Origin of the sequence: Microbacterium sp. NPDC079176, assembly GCF_040686675.1 — a bacterium.
Classification (GTDB): domain Bacteria; phylum Actinomycetota; class Actinomycetes; order Actinomycetales; family Microbacteriaceae; genus Microbacterium.
Genome location: NZ_JBFBLM010000002.1, coordinates 568,989 through 587,229, shown reverse-complemented (window position 1 = coordinate 587,229; position 18,241 = coordinate 568,989). Strand labels below are relative to the sequence as shown.

Below are 18,241 nucleotides of genomic sequence, written 5' to 3'. Positions count from 1 at the left end.
GGAGAATCATGGGCGCTTTCGGTTGGCCACATCTGCTGATCATCCTCGCCGTCATCCTGCTGCTCTTCGGTGCGGCGAAGCTGCCGGCACTGGCGAAGAGCCTCGGTCAGTCCGCCCGGGTGTTCAAGGGCGAGATGAAGGCGATGAAGAACGAGGACGCGACTGATGCCGCAGATCCGGCATCCCCGACCACCACGACCTCGGTCGCAGACACCACGGTGACGGCTCGCGACACGGATCCGGGTCAGCCTCCTCGATCCGCCTAGTTCGTGTCCGCTCTCGATTCCGCCGACCAGGAGACGCCGGGCCGTGACAGGCGGATGTCTCTCGGCGCGCACCTGATCGAGCTCCGTAAGCGTCTGTTCATCGCGGCTGGTGCCCTGGTGGTCGGCATGATCATCGCCTTCTTCGTGACAGGGCCGATCATCGACCTGCTCTCGGTGCCGATAGCCACGATCGCGGAGCAGCAGGGGCGCGAGTACACCGGCCTGAATTTCACCACCGTGACGAGCGGGTTCGATCTGCGCATGCGGATCGCCTTCGCGATCGGACTCCTGATCTCCGCGCCGGTGTGGCTGTGGCAGGTCTGGGCCTTCGTCATGCCGGGGCTCACGAAGAAGGAGACCCAGTACACCTGGGGATTCCTCGGGGCGGCCATCCCGCTGTTCTTCGGCGGTTGCACGGTCGCGTTCTTCGTGCTTCCGCATGTGATCGAAGTCATGGCGTCGTTCGTCCCCACCGGCATGGCGCAGTTCTTCGACTACTCCACCTACTACGACTTCGTCTTCAAGTTCCTGCTCGTGCTCGGCATCGCCTTCGTGCTGCCTGTCTTCCTGGTGGCACTCAATCTCGCCGGCATCATGTCGGGCCGCGACATCCTGAAGGGCTGGCGAGTCGCCATCCTGGTGTGCACGATCTTCGCCGCCGTCACGACTCCGCCTGCTGATGTGTTCTCGATGCTGCTGCTGATGGGATCGATGATCGTGCTGTACTTCGCGGCGACCTTCATCTCGATGCTCTTCGACCGACGCAAGCGCAAGCGCGACGCCGCTGCAGGCATCGAACCCGTGGCCGTATGAGCTCGCCGGCCGAACGATACGCCGCGGCTCGACAGGCGGCAGGGCACCCGGCGACCGTCGCCTTCGCTGCGAACCAGAAGTTCGAGCTCGACCCCTTCCAGGTCGAGGGATGCCACGCACTCGAAGACGGCCAGAGCGTGCTCGTCGCCGCGCCGACCGGTGCAGGCAAGACGATCGTCGGCGAGTTCGCCATCCATCTCGCGATGCAGACTCCACGGGACAAGGCCTTCTACACGACGCCGATGAAGGCGCTCTCGAATCAGAAGTTCCGCGAGCTGGTCGATGTGTACGGCCCGGACGACGTCGGTCTGCTCACCGGCGACACGAACATCAACGGCAACGCCCGGATCGTCGTGATGACGACCGAGGTGCTGCGCAACATGATCTACGCCGACTCGGCCGCGCTCCGGGACCTCCGCTACGTCATCATGGACGAGGTCCACTACCTCGCGGATCGTTTCCGCGGGGCAGTGTGGGAGGAGGTGATCATCCACCTGCCGCAGCACGTCCGGCTGGTCTCCTTGAGCGCCACCGTCTCGAACGCCGAGGAGTTCGGGGACTGGCTCGACACCGTGCGCGGGGACACCGAGGTGATCGTCTCGGAGATCCGTCCGGTTCCACTCGAGCAGCACGTGCTCGTCCGTGATGATCTGCTGCCGCTCTTCGACGATCGGGCGGGGATCGCGACCGCACAGGTCAATCAGGAGCTGATGCGGATCCGCTCCTTCACCGGCTCCAACTACGACAACAATCGTTCGGCGCAGGAGTATCGCAGCAATCGCCATGCCGGCCGACAGGCGCAGCGCCCGCCACGAGGCGGACGTCGCCCCGTCCGTTCCGCGAACGTGCGTCGGATCGAGCGCATGGATCGCCCGGACGTGGTGCGGCTGCTCGAGCAGGCCAACCTCCTGCCTGCCATCTTCTTCATCTTCAGCAGAGTCGGGTGCGATGCGGCGGTGCAGCAGGTCCGGAGATCGGGCGTGCGGCTGACGTCGACCGAGGAGCGCGCGGAGATCCGAGCGATCGTCGAGGACCGGACCCGTTCGCTGCAGGATGAGGACCTCGGCGTGCTGGGCTACTGGGAGTGGCTCGAGAACCTCGAGCGCGGTGTGGCTGCGCACCATGCGGGTCTGCTGCCGGCCTTCAAGGAGGTCGTCGAGGACCTCTTCAAGCGCAAGCTCGTGAAGGTCGTCTTCGCCACCGAGACCCTGGCTCTGGGCATCAACATGCCCGCGAGAACCGTCGTTCTCGAGAAGATGGAGAAGTTCAACGGCGAGGCCCGAGTCGCGATCACATCGGGGGAGTACACGCAGCTCACCGGTCGCGCGGGACGACGCGGCATCGACGTCGAAGGTCACGCGGTGGTGCAGTGGACCGAGGGCATGGATCCGCAGGCGGTCGCGGCCCTCGCGTCTCGCCGCACCTATCCGCTGAACTCCAGCTTCCGGCCGACGTACAACATGGCCGTCAACCTGATCGATCTGTTCGGCAAGCCCCGGGCACGCGAAGTGCTCGAGTCGTCTTTCGCGCAGTTCCAGGCCGACCGCGCAGTCGTCGGACTGGCGAGACAGGTCCGCGAAGCGGAGGAGTCGCTCGACGGGTACAAGGCGGCGATGGTCTGCGATCACGGCGACTTCCTGGACTACGCCTCCATCCGCCGCGAGCTGAGCGATCTCGAGAAGAAGAACCGCCAGGACTCGAACGCGCCGCGCACATCGCGTGACAAGCGCATGAAACAGATCCACAGCCTCCGCACGCGCATGCAGCGTCACGGATGCCATCGATGCCCTGATCGCGAAGCCCATGCGCGCTGGGCCGAGCGGTACTGGAAGCTCAAGCGTCAGAACGATCGCATCCGCCGACAGATCGAGACGAGGACCGGCACGGTGGCGCGCGTCTTCGATCGCGTCGTCGAGGTGCTCGAGACCCTGGACTATCTCCACCGAGACGACGAGGGCGAGACAACGCTCACCGAGGCCGGGCGGACGATGCGCCGGATCTACGGCGAACGCGATCTGCTGGTGGCCGAATCTCTCAGGCAGGGGCTGTGGAACGGTCTCGACGCGCCGTCCCTCGCTGCGATGGCGTGCTGCCTCGTCTACGAGCCTCGTCGCGACGAGGCGAATGCGGGGGAGCGGGACCTGCCCCGAGGTGCCTTCCGCGCAGCGTACGAGAAGACGACGACCCTGTGGGCCGAGCTGGACGACCTCGAGAAGGACCACCATCTGCCGGGATCCGAGCCTCTGTCGGCAGGCCTCGCCGGTGCGATGCACTCGTGGGCGCGAGGAGGGATGCTAGACCGCGTCCTCGTGGACGCAGACATGGCGGCCGGCGACTTCGTGCGATGGGCCAAACAGACGATCGATCTGCTCGATCAGCTCTCGATCGTCGCGGAAGACGGTGCGCTGGCCCGCAACGCCCGCGTGGCTCTGGACGGCGTCCGCCGCGGCATCGTCGCCTATTCCTCGATGTGAGAATAGGAAGGATGCCCGAACCCCGCGTGCCGCAGCGCCCCCTCCTGCCGCTCTCGCTCGCCCTCCCCGCTGCGGCGATGGCCGCGCTCCTGATGAATCTGTCCTATCCGTCCACTGCGGTGTGGGTGCTGGCTTTCCCGGCCACAGCGCTGCTGCTCGTGGCGCTGATCGGCCGACGGGCCGGCGGAGCTCTGGCGGTCGGACTCGTCTACGGTGTGCTCTTCTTCGGACTGCTCGTGTCCTTCACGTCTCGCTACCTGGGCCCGCTGCCCTGGGCGGCGCTGAGTGTCCTGGAAGGCGTGCTCACGGCGGCGGCCGTGATCCTGATCACCCTCGCCTATCGCTGGATGCCCCGAGCCTTCCCGAGCGTCTGGGCGCGGCTCCTGCTCCTTCCGGCCGTGGTGGCGGCGCTCTGGGTCGGGCGCGAGGTGTTCGTCGGCTCCTGGCCCTATGGAGGGTTCCCCTGGGCTCGTCTGGGCATGAGCCAGGCCGAGAGCCCGCTGGCTCACGTCGCGTCCTGGACCGGCGTGAGCGGTCTCAGCTTCCTGATGGTGTTCCTCGTCGCCCTCGTGATCCAGGTGGTGCGCGAACGACTGTGGCGCCGGCCGGCTGCGCTGATCGCACCGGTCGTCGTGACCGTGGTTCTGCTGCTCACACCGCTCTTCCCCACGACCACCAGCGGGTCGCTGCGCATCGCGGCGGTGCAGGGGAACGGGCCGAGCGGGTATTTCGACGAGCGCGAGCCTTACTCGCTCATCGACGCGCAGACCGACGCGACCGAACCGCTCTACGGCGAGGACGTCGACCTGCTGGTCTGGCCCGAGGGGTCGCTCGACTTCGATCCGTTCCAATCGGACTCTCTGGCGAGAAGAATGAGCGCGATCGCCTCGCGTGTCGGCGCACCGCTGCTGGCGAATGCCGCCACGGAACGAGACGGTCTCTTCTACAACACGTCGATGCTCTGGACGGAAGAGGGCGCTGACGGGCAGGTCCATGACAAGCGGCATCCGGTCCCCTTCGGGGAGTACGTCCCCGACCGCGCCTTCTTCAACGCACTCGCACCCGATCTGATCGGTCTGATCCAGCGCGAGTACACCCCGGGCTCGAATCCGCCGGTCATCGACGTCGACGGTGTGAAGGTCGGGCTGGCGATCTGCTTCGACGTGATCTACGACGACGTGATCAGCGAGGGCATGGCAGACGGTGCCGAAGTGCTCGTCTTCCAGACGAACAACGCGGACTTCCGTGGGACGAATGAGAATCTGCAGCAACTCGCCGTCGCTCGGATGCGTGCGATCGAGACCGGCCGCAGCGTCGTGAACATCTCGACGGTCGGCACCAGCCAGGTGATCCGCGCGGATGGCACGACGGTCTCGAGCCTGGATGCAGGAAAGGCCGGAGCGTTGCTCGAGGATGTCGAGCTGCGCTCCGGCCTGACTGCTGGAGTCGTCCTGGGACCCTGGATCCAAGGTCTTCTGGTCTGGGGCGGACTGGGCGCGCTGGCCTTCGGGTGGTTGCGCGCCCGCAGGCGCTAGGCGCCGATCTTCTCGCGGGTCGGGTCTTCACCTGCGCCGCGGCGGGCACGGATGAAGGCGAGTCGCTCCTCGAGGAGCTCCTCGAGCTCTGCGCGGGTACGACGCTCGAGAAGCATGTCCCAGTGTGTGCGGGCGGCCTTCTCGTCCGTGGCATCGAGCGTGACGGCCTGGCCGTCGACGTTCAGGCGCGCGTCCGCTCCGCAGGAACGGCATTCCCACGTCTGGGGCGGCTCTGCGTCCGCCGAGAACATCAGGTTCGTGACATGGCCGCAGGTGTCACAGATGTAGGTGGTTTCACGGCGCTCCATGAAAACGACGCCCTCTTCGCTCTGTAGGCTCTGGGCGCCGAGTCGGATGCCGCGTAGGCTGCGATCTGCCATTGTGTGGTCCTCTCGTCGCTGTCAGGTATAACGCTCCAGCCTGTGCGCTTCATCCATACGAGCGCGTTCTCGGCGCTATTCACAGCGGAATCCCAGCGCCACAGCGTAATGGCGGCGTGGCGGTCTCAGCGGCCGATCGTGACCAGCGCGAGATCGGCGCGGTCGGTGACGATGCCGTCGACACCGAGCCGGACGAGTCGTCGCATGGAGTCCGCGTCGTTCACCGTCCACACGTGAACCTCGACGCCGCGCCGGTGCGCCGCTCGGAGGAGTGCAGGCGTCAGCACCTTCACGCCGCGATGCCGCTCAGGAATCTGCAGCACGTCGATGTCGAGCAGAGCGCGGCCGGGGGAGAGGCGCAGAGCGGAGAGAGCGCGGACCGCGGCGATGGTGCGGCTGCCGCCCGACGTCGCCGGTCGGAGCGGAGCCCCCGCGCGCAGGACCGCTGCGATCGTCGCACGTCGGTTCGCATCGGAGAAGCTGGTCACGAGAACTCGATGCGTGTGGTCCGCCAGGAGGGGGCCGAGGGGTGCTGCCGCGTCGACGGTCTTGACGTCGATGTTGAAGCGCGTGGTCGGGAAGGCGGAGAGTGCGTCAGCGACCGTGAGTAGCCCGCCGTGGTCGGAGAAGATCGCGGCGAGTTCGCGGGTGCGCACCTCACCGACGGGACGGGGATCGTCGGCCAGTCTGTGCAGCGTCGCGTCGTGGAAGAGCACGACGTCACCGTCGGCCGTCACCCGGCAGTCGGTCTCGATGTACTCTGCTCCGGCGGCATGAGCGGCGGCGACGGCGGCGGCCGAGTTCTCCCAGACACCGGAGTCCCCGCCCGCCGCGGTGATCAGACCGCGGTGAGCGAGGACTCGGGGGTGACGCGCCTTGACGAAATACGGGTGCGTCACGCGCCCGGCAGGTTCGTCGGGGGCTGTCCCGGTCGCGGGGTGAACGCGGTGCCGATGCCCTTGAGCGCCTCGGTCAGCTCGCTCGGGATGATCCAGAGCTTGTTCGACTGGCCTTCGCTGATCTTCGGAAGCATCTGCAGGTACTGGTACGCGAGCAGCTTGTCGTCAGGCTCGCCCTGGTGGATGGCGGTGAACACGTTCTGGATCGCTTCGGCCTCACCCTGGGCGCGCAGCACGGCGGCCTGCTTGTCGCCCTCTGCGCGGAGGATCTCCGCCTGTCGCGCACCTTCGGCCTCGAGGATCGCCGACTGCTTGGTTCCCTCAGCCGTGAGGATCGCCGCTCGACGGTCCCGCTCGGCGCGCATCTGCTTCTCCATCGAGTCCTGGATGGAGATGGGCGGGTCGATGGCCTTCAGCTCGACGCGACCGACGCGGATTCCCCACTTGCCCGTCGCCTCGTCGAGCACGACGCGAAGCTGTCCGTTGATGTTGTCACGACTGGTCAGGGCCTCTTCGAGGTTGAGTCCACCGACCACATTTCGCAGTGTCGTCGTCGTCAGCTGCTCGACGGCGCCCAGGTAGTTGGCGATCTCGTATGTCGCAGCGCGAGCATCGGTCACCTGGAAGTAGACGACGGTGTCGATCGAGACCACCAGGTTGTCCTCGGTGATCACGGGCTGCGGTGGGAAGGACACGACCTGCTCGCGCATGTCGATGAGGGGACGCAGCCGGTCGATGAACGGCACCAGGATGTTCAGACCCGGCGTCAGTGTCTTGTGATATCGGCCCAGGCGCTCGACCACGCCGGCCGTGGCCTGGGGGATGATGCGGATGGAGCGAGCCAGCGTGACCACCACGAAGATGATGATCGCGATGACGAGGATCCACCCGATCGCTGCGGGGATGAACGATGCATCGTCCAAGAGACTCTCCTAGTCGTTGACGGGACGGACGGTCGCGGTCGCGCCGTTGATCGTCATGACGGCGATCGGTGATCCTTGCGGGATCGGCACGGCTCCGGCGGTGCGGGCGGTCCAGGTGTCGCCGTTGCTCAGCTTCACCTGGCCGGAGATCTGGGTGATGTCCTGCAGCGCGATGCCTCGGAGATCGAGAAGTGCGTCGACGTTGGACTTGGTCGGGTCCTCGCCTCGATGCAGGCGTTTGATCAGCGGCGGACGCAGGAACAGGATGAAGAGCGCGGCCGCCGCGGCGGCGATCAGCACCTGTACCCAGACCGGGATGCCGAGGAAGTCCGTGACGAGCCCGACGACGCTGCCGAAGCTCAGCATCAGGAAGGTGAAGTCGAGAGTCAGCATCTCGATCACGAGGAAGATGGCGATAAGGATCAGCCAACCGATCCATGCCCATTGGTCGATGAACTGAACGAATGTCGCGAAGTTGTCCATGCGGCCTCCTTTGCGGTCAACCTATCACGCAGGTCGAGCCCGGTCCCGGCTGGACGGGGCCGGCTTGATAGTCTGAAAGCGCCGTGTCATCACGGCGAATCACGCATCAGAGGAGTCACTGTGACCGACGTTCTTCCCGCAGGTTCTCTCGAGGGCAGGGTCGCCCTCGTCACCGGCTCGTCTCGAGGCATCGGGGCGGACACCGTGCGCTACCTCGCCGAGGCCGGCGCCGACGTGGTGATCAACTTCCGCAACAAGGCCCCACGTGCAGAGAAGCTCGCCGGGCAGCTGCGCGAGCTGGGCCGCCGCGTGCTGGTCGTCGGTGCCGACCTGACCGATCCCGCGTCCGTCGGCGAGATGTTCGATGCGGTGAAGGCCGAATTCGGACGCCTCGACGTCCTCGTCCTCAATGCCTCCGGCGGCATGGAATCGGGAATGGCCGAGGACTACGCCCTGACCCTCAACCGCGACGCGCAGCTGAACGTCCTCGACGCTGCTGTTCCGCTGCTCGGCGACGGCGCGCGGGTCGTCTTCGTCACGAGCCACCAGGCGCACTTCATCCGCACCACCCCGACCATGCCGGAGTACGAGCCCGTCGCCCTGTCGAAGCGCGCCGGAGAAGACGCGCTCCGCGAGCGGATCCCCGGCCTCGCTGAGAAGGGCATCGGCTTCACCGTGGTGTCCGGAGACATGATCGAAGGCACGATCACCGCGACTCTGCTCGAGCGCGCCAACCCTGGAGCGATCGCGGAGCGGCGCGAATCCGCCGGCAAGCTCTACAACGTGTCGGAGTTCGCCGCGGAGGTCGCTCGCGCGGCAATCGACGCTGTCCCCGCCGACAACACGCGTCTCGTCGGCGATGTGAGCGCATTCGCCGCGGAGTGAGCGGCTGATACCACCGAAAGAGCCCCGTCCGCGTGGACGGGGCTCTTCGCGTTGCGGGGAGGATCAGAGCGCGGAGTCGGCCTTCGCCGATGCCACGAACTCCTTCGCGTCCTTGCCCAGTGTGATCGCGCGCACGATCTGCACGATTCCGAGGGCGACGAGCGAGATGCCGAGCACCAGCCAGAGCACGGCTGCCGCGTACAGGGGCGAGAAGAGGACGACGATACCGGCGATGATGCTCAGCAGAGCGTAGAGCAGCGTCCAGACTCGCGAGCCGTCCTTTCCGAGAAGCGACAACGCGACCACTCCGTCGACGATCCAGCTGATGCCGATGAAGATGACGACGACGAGCGCCAGAGTGGCAGCGGCGACGCCGAGGTTCGCGAACGCGATGACGCCGGCCACGATGTACACGAGGCCCAGCACGATGTGGCCGACTCGAGCCCACCCGCCCTTCACGCGGGAGAAGATGCCGAGCCCGATGTAGACGAGGCCCGCGATCACGAGGTAGGTGGCGAAGATGCCCGTCACGATGACGGCGGACTTGGCGGGCCAGACGAGCAGGACGATGCCCGCGATCAGTGCGATGACACCGGAGACGGCCAGGACGACTCGAATGGACGTGAACAGCGATTTCGCTTCGGAAGCGAGGGAATCAGACATGGTGGGGACCCTTTCTGAGAAAATCCTGTGAGGGATGCTGACAGAGTAGCGCTGTCCGGTGACGGATGGGGGAACCCGATATCGATATGTCGCCGACGTTCACACGCCGTCACGCGCGGTCATGGCAAAATCAGGGGGGTGACCTCGGACGATGACGCGCGGCTCCGCGAGCTCGTCGTGATGCGCAAGGTGCGGGATCGGATCGACCGCGAGTACGCCACGCCTCTCGATGTGGAGGCGCTCGCCCGCGGAGCACACATGTCGGCCGGCCATCTCAGCAGGCGCTTCAAGGAGACCTACGGCGAGTCTCCATACTCCTATCTGATGACGCGGCGGATCGAGCGCGCGATGGCTCTGCTGCGCCGCGGCGACCTCAGCGTCACCGAGGTGTGCTTCGAAGTCGGATGCTCATCGCTGGGCACGTTCAGCACTCGATTCACGGAACTGGTCGGTGTCCCACCCCGCGTGTATCGTGAGCGCGCCGCCGACGTCGACGGCATTCCGACGTTCCAGGCGAAGCACGTCATCCGACCGATCAGGAATCAAGAAGCGCCGCGCACGGGCGCGCACCTAACGTGAGTCTCATGAACATCAGCATCCACTACGCATTCCTTCCGCACACCGATGCCGAGGCGGCTCTCGGCTTCTACCGTGACGCCCTCGGCTTCGAGGTGCGCAACGACGTCGGCTACGACGGCCTACGGTGGCTCACGGTCGGTCCCGCGGGGCAGCCGGAGACGTCGATCGTGCTGCACCCGCCGGCAACCGATCCCGGGATCACGGACGCCGAGCGCCAGACGATCCTCGAACTCATCGCGAAGGGCAGCTACGGCGCGCTGACTCTCGCGAGCGACGATCTCGACGCGGTGTTCGAGCGACTTGTCGACAACGGCGCCGATGTGGTGCAGGAGCCCATGGATCAGCCCTACGGCGTGCGCGACTGCGCCTTCCGAGACCCCGCAGGCAACCTGCTCCGAATCAACCAGGCCGGCTGACCCCGGTCGCTATTCGAGGATCACCATGACGACGCATCCCGCTGACGGCCACGACATCATCCGCGTACAGGGTGCGCGCGAGAACAACCTCAAAGAGGTGAGCGTCGACATTCCCAAGCGTCGCCTCACCGTCTTCACCGGAGTCTCCGGATCCGGCAAGAGCTCGCTGGTCTTCGACACGATCGCCGCCGAGTCACGGCGCATGATCGACGAGACGTACAGCGCGTTCGTCCAGGGCTTCATGCCGTCGGTCCCGCGTCCGGACGTCGACGTGCTCGAGGGACTCACGACCTCGATCATCGTCGATCAGGAGCGTCTCGGCGCGAATCCGCGATCCACCGTCGGAACGGTCACCGACGCGAACGCCATGCTGCGCATTCTCTTCAGCAAGCTCGGTGACCCCTACATCGGAGGCCCGACGGCGTTCTCGTTCAACATCCCGACTCAGAAGGCCAGCGGAGTGATGACGGGGCCGGGCGGCGAGAAGAAGATCGTCAAGGACGCCATCTACCTCGGCGGCATGTGCCCTCGGTGCGAGGGCAGGGGAGCGGTGTCGGATCTCGACCTCGCGCAGATCGTCGACGAGTCGAAGTCTCTCGACGAGGGAGCGATCATGGTTCCCGGCTACACGGCGGACGGCTGGATGGTGAAGGGCTTCTCCGCATCGGGCTTCTATCCCGCCGACAAGCCGGTCTCGGAGTTCACCGAGAAGCAGCGACAGCTCTTCCTCTACGGCGAGGTCACCAAGGTCAAGATCTCGGGCATCAACATGACGTACGAGGGGTTGATCCCCAAGATCACGAAGTCGATGCTCTCGAAAGACCTCGACGCGCTGCAGCCGCACATCCGCGCCTTCGTCGAACGCGTGGCGACGTTCGCGACATGCCCGGAGTGCGATGGCACCCGCCTCACCGAAGGAGCGAGGTCCTCCAAGATCGACGGCATCAGCATCGCCGATGCCTGCCGCATGCAGGTGACCGATCTCGCCGAGTGGGTGAGGGGCCTGGAGCTCCCCGGGGCGGCGCCCCTGCTCGAGGCGCTGAGCGCGAACCTCGACGCGTTCGTCACGCTCGGCCTGGGATACCTCAGCCTCGAGCGTCCATCTGGGACGCTGTCCGGGGGAGAGGCGCAGCGCATCAAGATGCTGCGTCACCTCGGCTCGTCTCTCACCGATGTGACGTACGTGTTCGACGAGCCGACCATCGGCCTCCACCCGCATGACATCCAGCGGATGAACACCCTCCTGCTGCGCCTGCGCGACAAGGGCAACACCGTGCTGGTGGTGGAGCACAAGCCGGAGACCATCGCCATCGGAGACCACGTGGTGGACCTCGGTCCCGGCGCAGGAAGCGCCGGTGGTGAGATCTGCTTCGAGGGGACCATCGAGGGATTGAAGGCCAGCGGAACCCGCACCGGCGCCCACCTCGACGATCGAGCCGCGCTGAAGGATTCGGTGCGCAGTGCCACCGGCGCGATCGAGATCCGAGGCGCCTCGGCCAACAACCTGCAGAACGTCGATGTCGACATCCCCACCGGGATCCTCACCGTCGTGACCGGGGTCGCGGGTTCCGGCAAGAGCTCCCTGATCCACGGGTCCGTGTCGAAGCGCGAGGGGGTCGTGGCGATCGACCAGGGCGCGATCAAGGGATCACGGCGCAGCAATCCCGCCACCTACACGGGCATGCTCGAACCGATCCGCAAGGCGTTCGCCAAAGCCAACGGCGTCAAGCCGGCCCTATTCAGCGCGAACTCCGAGGGTGCCTGCCCGACCTGCAAGGGCGCCGGTGTCATCATCACCGAACTCGGGTTCATGGACACGATAGAGACACCTTGCGAGGACTGCGGCGGCAAGCGCTTCCAGGCTGCCGTCCTCGAGTACAAGCTGGCGGGCAAGGACATCACCGAGGTCTTGGATCTCCCGGTCGCCGAGGCACGGGTGTTCTTCTCCGAGGGGGAGGCGAAGCTGCCGGCGGCAGCGACGATCCTCGGACGCCTCGAAGATGTGGGCCTCGGTTACCTATCGCTGGGACAGCCGCTGTCCACCTTGTCCGGAGGCGAACGCCAGCGCATCAAGCTGGCCATCCAGATGGGGGAGAAGGGCGACACGTACGTGCTCGACGAGCCGACCACGGGGCTCCACCTCGCTGACGTCCAGAACATCCTCGGACTGCTCGATCGACTCGTCGAATCCGGAAAGACCGTGATCGTGATCGAGCATCACCAGGCTGTGATGGCGCACGCCGACTGGATCATCGACGTCGGTCCCGGCGCGGGCCACGATGGCGGCCGCATCGTCTTCGAGGGAAGCCCCGCAGAACTCGTGGCTGCGCGATCGACGGTCACGGGCGAGCATCTGGCAGAGTACGTCGGCGCGTAGAGCGGGCGGCTGGCGCCATGTCACGAGCCGTGTCGCCAGATGAGTACGAACCTTCGCGACGAGCGATCAGTCCTTGCGTGCGACCACGGTGTACGTGCAGGGGAGAAGGTTCCGTTCCGCTTCAGGCCAGGCATACCCGCCGGGGACCTCGACCATCCGAGGACTGAACCGCCAGGGGAGTGTTCGCCCCTCGTCGAAGTGCAGAAGACGAAGGCCCGCTTTCAACAGCGACCCCAGGATCTCCGAGAGCGGGTGCGGCCATTCGTACGTGCGCGGGTGCGCGACCTTGCCGTCCCCGGCGTAGGTCGATTCGTCGTCCCATCGCTGCGCCCGGCCGTCACCGAAATACGGGTAGCGGGTCACGAGCGTCGGCGCATCTTCGTCGAGCGCGTACAGAGCAGGATGTCCGTCGCGGATGAAGAACGTGCCTCCCGGACGCAGCAGGCCGACGATCTGAGCGGCCCAGCGGTCGAGGTCGTCCAACCAGGTGATCGTGCCGATGCTCGTGTAGACGACGTCGAAGTCACCCGTCACGGCTGCGCGTGCGTCGAGGACGTCCGTCTCGATCCATGTCGCCGAAACCCCCGTGCGCTCGGCCAGCGCTTCGGCCGCAGCAAGGGCCGGCGCCGAGAAGTCGACGCCGGTGACGGTCGCTCCCGCACGGGCCAGCGAGACGGAGTCGGTACCGATATGGCATTGCAGATGGCACAGGTCGAGTCCCGTGATTCTGCCGTCGGGCAGGAATCGGCGAAGCACCGGGAGATCGGCACTGACCACGTCGCTGAGATGCGAAGGATCGTCGAACTCGTCGAGACCGTAGGCGACCTGATGCAGCGGGACGCGATCGTTCCAGTTGTCCTGATTGGCGTCGCGGGCGACCGTCCAATCGATGTCGATGTTGCTACCGTTCACGCCTAGAGCCTAGCGATGCGCTCGCATCGTTCTCGTAGCAAATAACGAGTCGCGGTTCAAGGGAGATCTTGTCGACGGCGACATCCTCTAGAAAAGCAGCATGCAGAAGATCATCTACGCCGGAGATGAGTTCCTCACTGGAGATGCGATCGCCGATGCGCTGCTGGCTTACAGCCGAGCACTGGGAGACGATGAGCGTGCCGAGATCGTCGAGATCCCGGTGCGGGAGAACGACGGCGGCACAGCAGTCGCGAAGTTCCTCATCGGTCCAGCGAGCCAGATCGTGTCCAAGGAGGCCGCTGGCGAGGGTCCGGAGATCGAGGATCCCGAACTCGTCGAGCGACTGCGACAGCGCACCCGTTCTATCGAGTCTCCGACGAGTCAGCCGCTGGAGATCGAGTATCCACCCGGATACGACCTCGAATGACATCGGCCGTCCCGCGGCGTTCTGGACGACGGCGCAGCGGGAGCCATCGAAATGGGTAATAGCCGATAATGCACATTATGTCAGTTCGAAGGAGAAGCGCCCTCTCCCGGAGGCCTGAGCGTCACCAGGGCGTACCCCTCAGATCGACGTCCCCCGGCGGCCATCGCGAGTCAGATGCGTCGTAGATGAGTATGGGAGCTCCGAAGGGCTCGGTCGCGTCGGAACCGTCGGCGATCGATATGTGACGTTCTTGCGCGCGGATCCGCCTCCAGCCGGTGCTCTCATAGAAAGGCACGACCGCCTCACGGCATCCGAGGTATCCGAAGTCGACCAGCGCGTCGTTCCGCATCGCCTGCTGGGCACGCGCCATCACCCGTCGCCCGACCCCACTGCCGCGCCAATCGGAATGCACGAGGACTCCCCCGGTTCCGGCGACGACGATCTCGTGGCCGCCTGCACTGATCGTGCGTCGCTGAAAGCCGACATGCGCGATCACGATCCGGCCGATCGACAGCATCACATGAACATGCGCCGGCGAATACCCGTACGGGCGGTCAGGATTCCAGGCGCCGTGCGTCACACGGTACTCGGAGTCGAAGAGTTTGCCGAGCGCTGACAACTGCGATGTGGAAAGATCCTGATGCTCGACGAGCTCGGTGCGTTCGATCGGGGTGTGCTCGGTCCCGAGGTCGCGGACCGTGATGAGGGTGCGACCGTGCTCGCTGACGCGGCCCGATCGGCCCGAATCCACGAACCCCAGCTTGTCGAGCACGCGACGCGAACTCACGTTCCACTCCCAGACTCCCGCCCACGCACGGCGATAGCCCGCTTCGGCAGCCCACCGCAGGACCGCCGTCGCGGCCTCCGTGGCATATCCGCGATTGTGCACGGCCTGGAGGAGCTCGAACGCTACCTCGGGCTCCTCATCGTTGCCGTTCGCGTCGAAGACGAGCCCGCAGTATCCGTAAACCTCCCCTGACACCGCGTCCTCCACTGTGAGCAGGCTCGATCGCTCCGAGGCCGGATCGGTGATGTGCGCGGCGATGTCGGACGCCGTCGGGTGTCCGGCTGCGTCCAGCTTCCGGTGCGCCGGCACGCGCTCATCCCGCTCGGTCCAGAGCGTGTGGAAGACGGTCGCGTCGGTGGCGGTCTGCGGCCGAAGGATCAGGCGCGCCGTCCGCAGGCGACCAGAAAGGGGTCTTGCGCCCGCTCGGCCGGATGTGTTCGTCACGGGGCCTCGGGGTTCTCGGCCGCCAGCGTGTCGATCATCGGGGCTCCTCCAGTCCTGCAGCGACCACTTCGAGTCGATCGGTACGGGAATCCCAGATTCGGCGCTGAGCGTCGAGCCAGTCCCCCACTGTGGCGAGTCGATCGCGGTCGAGGCTGCAGGTGCGCACGCGTCCGCGTTTGGTCGTGCGGATGAGACCATTCCCCTCCAGTGTGCGCACGTGCTTCATGAAAGAGGGCAGCGTGATCGCGAACGACTTCGCCAACTCCCCCACGCTCGCCGGACCCGATCCGAGAATCCGGATCACCTCCCGCCGCGTCGGGTCCGCGAGCGCGAGGAACACTCCGTTCACGCCGTCATGGTTAGCCATAGATGAAAGTATTCTGCACCTGGACGGTTAGCGCAAGGGCAAAGTGTCGCGGTGTCGCACCATGCACACGAGGGCCTCGCGATCCTCCCAGGATTCGACACGCAGGAAGTCCCGGGATTCATACAGACGGATCGCCGCATCACGCCAGTGCCAGACGGACAGCCGGACAGGGGAACCCGCGACCTCCAGGGCGGCATCGAGCAGAGCACCGCCGACGCCTCGTCCCCGCACGCTCGGATCCGTCCAGAACCTCTTGACCTCTGCTTCTCCGGCGACCGGCCGGATGACGACCACTCCCACGGGCTGATCGTCCAGCTCTGCGATGAGCACAACGCACCCGGCGTACGCCAGAGCGGGGTCATCAGCCTCCTGCCTGTAATGCGGCGGCAGCGTGCCGGGCGGGGATGGCACTGCGATCCCGTGCTCCCGCTTCTCGTCCTCGGTCTGGAGGAGGTACGTCCGCACGAGATGGGTCACCGCAACCGCGTCGGAACCGTGCAGGTTCGTCAGCCGGATGCGGACAGAGGCGCGCTCGGGGCGTATGAGTGTGTCGAGATCAGGCTGTTCGGTCACAGGTTCATTCTGCCCTCAGCGTGAGGACCAGACGCCGAGCTCGTTGCCGCTGGGGTCGAGGAAGTGCAGGCGGCGGCCGCCCGGGAACTCGTACGGACCTTGCACGACCGCACCGCCGGCCTCGGTGATCGCCGCCTGGGTGGCATCCAGATCGTCGGAGTACAACAGCACGAGAGGGTCACCGGGCGGGCGTCCCTGATCGGAGAGGAGCAGCCCGCCGACCTCGGATCCGTCGCCTGTGAGTGACGCGATGCCTGCATAGGCGGGACCGTAGTCGACGAAGACCCAGCCGAAGGCGTCGCGGTAGAACCGCTTCGCCGTCTCGAGATCATTGACGACGAGTTCGACGTAGTTGATGGCGTGGTGCACGGGTGCGGGTGTCATGCGGCCACGCTAGCGACAGCATCCGACATGCGCCAGACAACCGAGAGGGCGGGCTGCGCGACAGGGGAGGTCGCGACCAGGAGTACCGTGGGAGGAGTGCATCAGGTTCCCCGCTCCCCCGTGACCGCCCCGGGATGGAGAGCCTGGCTCATCTGGGGTGTCGGCGTCGCGGCGTACGTCCTGGCGATCACGAACCGCACCTCCCTCGGCGCCGTCGGGGTGGAGGCCGCGGATCGATTCCAGGCCGACGCGTCGACCCTCGCGCTGTTCGCCGTCGTCCAACTCGCCGTCTACGGCGGGATGCAGATACCGATCGGCATCCTGCTCGACCGCTTCGGCTCGCGCCCGATCATGACGATCGGCATGCTGCTCATGGCCGCAGGCCAGCTCACCATGGCCCTCTCCCCCGGCATCGGCATCGCGATCTTCGCGCGCATCCTTCTCGGCGCCGGTGACGCGGCGATCTTCCCGGCCGTGCTGCGGCTCGTGGCGACGTGGTTCCCTGCCCAGCGCGGGCCGATCATGGTCCAGTTCACCGGCATCATCGGGCAGGCGGGACAGTTGATCGCACTCGTGCCCCTCGCCGCACTCCTGCACGCGACGACGTGGACGATCACCTTCGGCAGCATCGCGGGGCTCGGCGTGCTGTTCACCATTCTCGTCGCGCTCGTCATCCGCAATCACCCGGCGGAGCGTGGGGCCGACGTGACGGTCAACACCGACACGGGTGTCATCCGCGTCGTCACGTCGGCGATCGACACCGGTGTCGGCATCCGCGCCGCGTGGGCGCACCCCGGCACCCGCCTCGCGTTCTGGTCGCACTTCACGACACCTTTCGCGGGCACGGCGTTCATCCTCCTCTGGGGAATGCCCTTCCTGACCGCAGCGCAGGGGCTCGACACGGCGCATGCTGCGGGCATCATCTCGGTGTATGTGATCGCCGGAATGGCACTGGGCCCCATCATCGGAGACCTCTCGCGTCGGCTGCCGAATCAGCGTTCGCTCGCACTCGTCCTTCCGGCCGTCGGGGTGCAGGTCGTCGCATGGGTCGCCGTCCTCGCCCTGCCCGAACCGGCTCCGCTCTGGCTGCTCTACGTCCTCGCCGTGGCGCTCGCGACGGGAGGCCCGGCGAGCATGATCGCCTTCGACCACGCGCGCACGCACAACCCCTCGCATCGTCTCAGCACGGCCACAGGAGTGACGAATGCCGGTGGCTTCATCGCCGCTCTCATCGCGATCTTCCTCATCGGTCTCGCACTCGACCTGCAGGGCGCGGGGACGCCGGAGACCTACTCGCTGGAGGCGTTCCGAGTGGCGTTCCTCATGCCCATCCCGCTGTGGATCCTCGGTGTCACCTTCATCGTGATCGAACGCAAGCGCACCCGCATCCGGATGGGGCTGGATCCTGAGCGGCGACGCTGAGGAATCCGCGGATGGTGCTCATGCCCCCGAGCTTCACCTTCTCGAACGAGGACTCGGAATCGGAATCGGAATCGCTCGTGCAGGGCATCGTCGATGATCTGCAGGAGACCTCGACCGTGAAGCGCATCATGCTCGCCACCAGCGATGCGGACGGCCTCTACGCGAAGTTCGGCTTCTCCGAGCCGGAGGGACCGAGCCGGTACATGATCAGGCCCATGTCGCGATGAGACGG

General features: G+C 66.1%; 21 protein-coding genes. 11 read left to right on the top strand and 10 right to left on the bottom strand.

The annotated features are described in order from the left end of the window. The first annotated feature begins 8 nt into the window (after nt 1-8). From tatA to lnt, 4 genes are read left to right on the top strand one after another with little or no spacing between them, the layout of a single operon-like run. Nucleotides 9-266, top strand: coding sequence for a Sec-independent protein translocase subunit TatA (tatA, locus tag AB0P11_RS06930; protein WP_053096064.1), 258 nt, complete (start codon nt 9-11; stop codon nt 264-266). Between the two features lie 54 nt (nt 267-320). Continuing rightward, nucleotides 321-1,079, top strand: coding sequence for a twin-arginine translocase subunit TatC (gene tatC, locus AB0P11_RS06925; RefSeq protein ID WP_056278720.1), 759 nt, complete (start codon nt 321-323; stop codon nt 1,077-1,079). After that, entirely contained in the window at nt 1,076-3,553 is a 2,478-nt protein-coding gene (locus tag AB0P11_RS06920) for a DEAD/DEAH box helicase (RefSeq protein WP_056278721.1), read from the top strand. The genes tatC and AB0P11_RS06920 overlap by 4 nt, the downstream gene beginning before the upstream one ends. A gap of 11 nt (nt 3,554-3,564) precedes the next feature. Next, on the top strand, nt 3,565-5,088 hold the full coding sequence (gene lnt, locus AB0P11_RS06915; RefSeq protein ID WP_363520755.1) for an apolipoprotein N-acyltransferase: 1,524 nt from the start codon (nt 3,565-3,567) through the stop codon (nt 5,086-5,088). On the opposite strand, the gene AB0P11_RS06910 is transcribed toward lnt, so the two are convergent. The 4 genes from AB0P11_RS06910 to AB0P11_RS06895 form a co-directional block, all read right to left on the bottom strand. Further along, on the bottom strand, nt 5,085-5,468 hold the full coding sequence (locus tag AB0P11_RS06910; RefSeq protein WP_053096068.1) for an RNA polymerase-binding protein RbpA: 384 nt from the start codon (nt 5,466-5,468) through the stop codon (nt 5,085-5,087). The genes lnt and AB0P11_RS06910 overlap by 4 nt on opposite strands. A gap of 125 nt (nt 5,469-5,593) precedes the next feature. Beyond that, nucleotides 5,594-6,367, bottom strand: coding sequence for a glycerophosphodiester phosphodiesterase family protein (locus AB0P11_RS06905; RefSeq protein ID WP_187249639.1), 774 nt, complete (start codon nt 6,365-6,367; stop codon nt 5,594-5,596). Next, a complete protein-coding gene (locus AB0P11_RS06900; protein ID WP_053096070.1) occupies nt 6,364-7,290 on the bottom strand; it encodes an SPFH domain-containing protein in 927 nt (308 codons plus the stop codon). Before AB0P11_RS06900 ends, AB0P11_RS06905 begins: the two co-directional genes overlap by 4 nt. A 9-nt stretch (nt 7,291-7,299) precedes the next feature. Then, nucleotides 7,300-7,773, bottom strand: a complete 474-nt coding sequence (locus tag AB0P11_RS06895; protein WP_053096071.1) for an NfeD family protein — start codon at nt 7,771-7,773, stop codon at nt 7,300-7,302. A 120-nt stretch (nt 7,774-7,893) separates the two neighbouring features. Here AB0P11_RS06895 and AB0P11_RS06890 point away from each other — a divergent pair, with 120 nt between their 5' ends. After that, nucleotides 7,894-8,658, top strand: a complete 765-nt coding sequence (locus AB0P11_RS06890) for an SDR family oxidoreductase (protein WP_363520749.1) — start codon at nt 7,894-7,896, stop codon at nt 8,656-8,658. A 63-nt stretch (nt 8,659-8,721) separates the two neighbouring features. On the opposite strand, the gene AB0P11_RS06885 is transcribed toward AB0P11_RS06890, so the two are convergent. Further along, nucleotides 8,722-9,321, bottom strand: coding sequence for a DUF308 domain-containing protein (locus tag AB0P11_RS06885; RefSeq protein WP_363520746.1), 600 nt, complete (start codon nt 9,319-9,321; stop codon nt 8,722-8,724). A gap of 138 nt (nt 9,322-9,459) precedes the next feature. Here AB0P11_RS06885 and AB0P11_RS06880 point away from each other — a divergent pair, with 138 nt between their 5' ends. From AB0P11_RS06880 to AB0P11_RS06870, 3 genes are read left to right on the top strand one after another with little or no spacing between them, the layout of a single operon-like run. Continuing rightward, nucleotides 9,460-9,900, top strand: coding sequence for a helix-turn-helix transcriptional regulator (locus AB0P11_RS06880; RefSeq protein WP_301331491.1), 441 nt, complete (start codon nt 9,460-9,462; stop codon nt 9,898-9,900). A 5-nt stretch (nt 9,901-9,905) separates the two neighbouring features. Continuing rightward, the gene (locus AB0P11_RS06875; protein ID WP_056279056.1) at nt 9,906-10,316 is read left to right on the top strand and encodes a VOC family protein; all 411 of its coding nucleotides are present in this window, start codon (nt 9,906-9,908) and stop codon (nt 10,314-10,316) included. Nucleotides 10,317-10,341: 25 nt separating this feature from the next. Beyond that, nucleotides 10,342-12,693: an excinuclease ABC subunit UvrA gene (locus tag AB0P11_RS06870; RefSeq protein WP_056278728.1), complete on the top strand. Its 2,352-nt coding sequence runs from the start codon at nt 10,342-10,344 to the stop codon at nt 12,691-12,693. 66 nt (nt 12,694-12,759) lie between these two features. Here the strand turns inward: AB0P11_RS06870 and AB0P11_RS06865 are convergent, their stop codons facing one another. Continuing rightward, nucleotides 12,760-13,605 (bottom strand): methyltransferase, encoded by an 846-nt coding sequence (locus tag AB0P11_RS06865; RefSeq protein WP_056278729.1) that lies wholly within the window; start codon nt 13,603-13,605, stop codon nt 12,760-12,762. A 100-nt stretch (nt 13,606-13,705) separates the two neighbouring features. Here AB0P11_RS06865 and AB0P11_RS06860 point away from each other — a divergent pair, with 100 nt between their 5' ends. Further along, nucleotides 13,706-14,032, top strand: coding sequence for a hypothetical protein (locus AB0P11_RS06860; RefSeq protein WP_056278730.1), 327 nt, complete (start codon nt 13,706-13,708; stop codon nt 14,030-14,032). Nucleotides 14,033-14,153: 121 nt separating this feature from the next. Here AB0P11_RS06860 and AB0P11_RS06855 read toward each other — a convergent pair whose 3' ends face one another. The 4 genes from AB0P11_RS06855 to AB0P11_RS06840 are packed head-to-tail and all read right to left on the bottom strand — an operon-like array spanning nt 14,154 to nt 16,587. Then, on the bottom strand, nt 14,154-15,263 hold the full coding sequence (locus tag AB0P11_RS06855; RefSeq protein WP_363520740.1) for a GNAT family N-acetyltransferase: 1,110 nt from the start codon (nt 15,261-15,263) through the stop codon (nt 14,154-14,156). 34 nt (nt 15,264-15,297) lie between these two features. Further along, nucleotides 15,298-15,630: a metalloregulator ArsR/SmtB family transcription factor gene (locus AB0P11_RS06850; RefSeq protein WP_072591278.1), complete on the bottom strand. Its 333-nt coding sequence runs from the start codon at nt 15,628-15,630 to the stop codon at nt 15,298-15,300. Nucleotides 15,631-15,657: 27 nt separating this feature from the next. Then, nucleotides 15,658-16,203 (bottom strand): GNAT family N-acetyltransferase, encoded by a 546-nt coding sequence (locus AB0P11_RS06845; RefSeq protein ID WP_363520737.1) that lies wholly within the window; start codon nt 16,201-16,203, stop codon nt 15,658-15,660. 15 nt (nt 16,204-16,218) lie between these two features. After that, nucleotides 16,219-16,587 (bottom strand): VOC family protein, encoded by a 369-nt coding sequence (locus tag AB0P11_RS06840; RefSeq protein WP_363520734.1) that lies wholly within the window; start codon nt 16,585-16,587, stop codon nt 16,219-16,221. A 96-nt stretch (nt 16,588-16,683) separates the two neighbouring features. Here AB0P11_RS06840 and AB0P11_RS06835 point away from each other — a divergent pair, with 96 nt between their 5' ends. Together AB0P11_RS06835 and AB0P11_RS06830 are read left to right on the top strand one after the other, a co-directional pair. Further along, on the top strand, nt 16,684-18,009 hold the full coding sequence (locus AB0P11_RS06835; RefSeq protein ID WP_053096080.1) for an MFS transporter: 1,326 nt from the start codon (nt 16,684-16,686) through the stop codon (nt 18,007-18,009). 11 nt (nt 18,010-18,020) lie between these two features. Next, nucleotides 18,021-18,236 carry a hypothetical protein gene (locus AB0P11_RS06830; RefSeq protein WP_363520730.1) on the top strand — a complete coding sequence of 72 codons (216 nt, stop codon included), beginning with the start codon at nt 18,021-18,023 and terminating at the stop codon, nt 18,234-18,236. Nucleotides 18,237-18,241 lie beyond the last annotated feature (5 nt).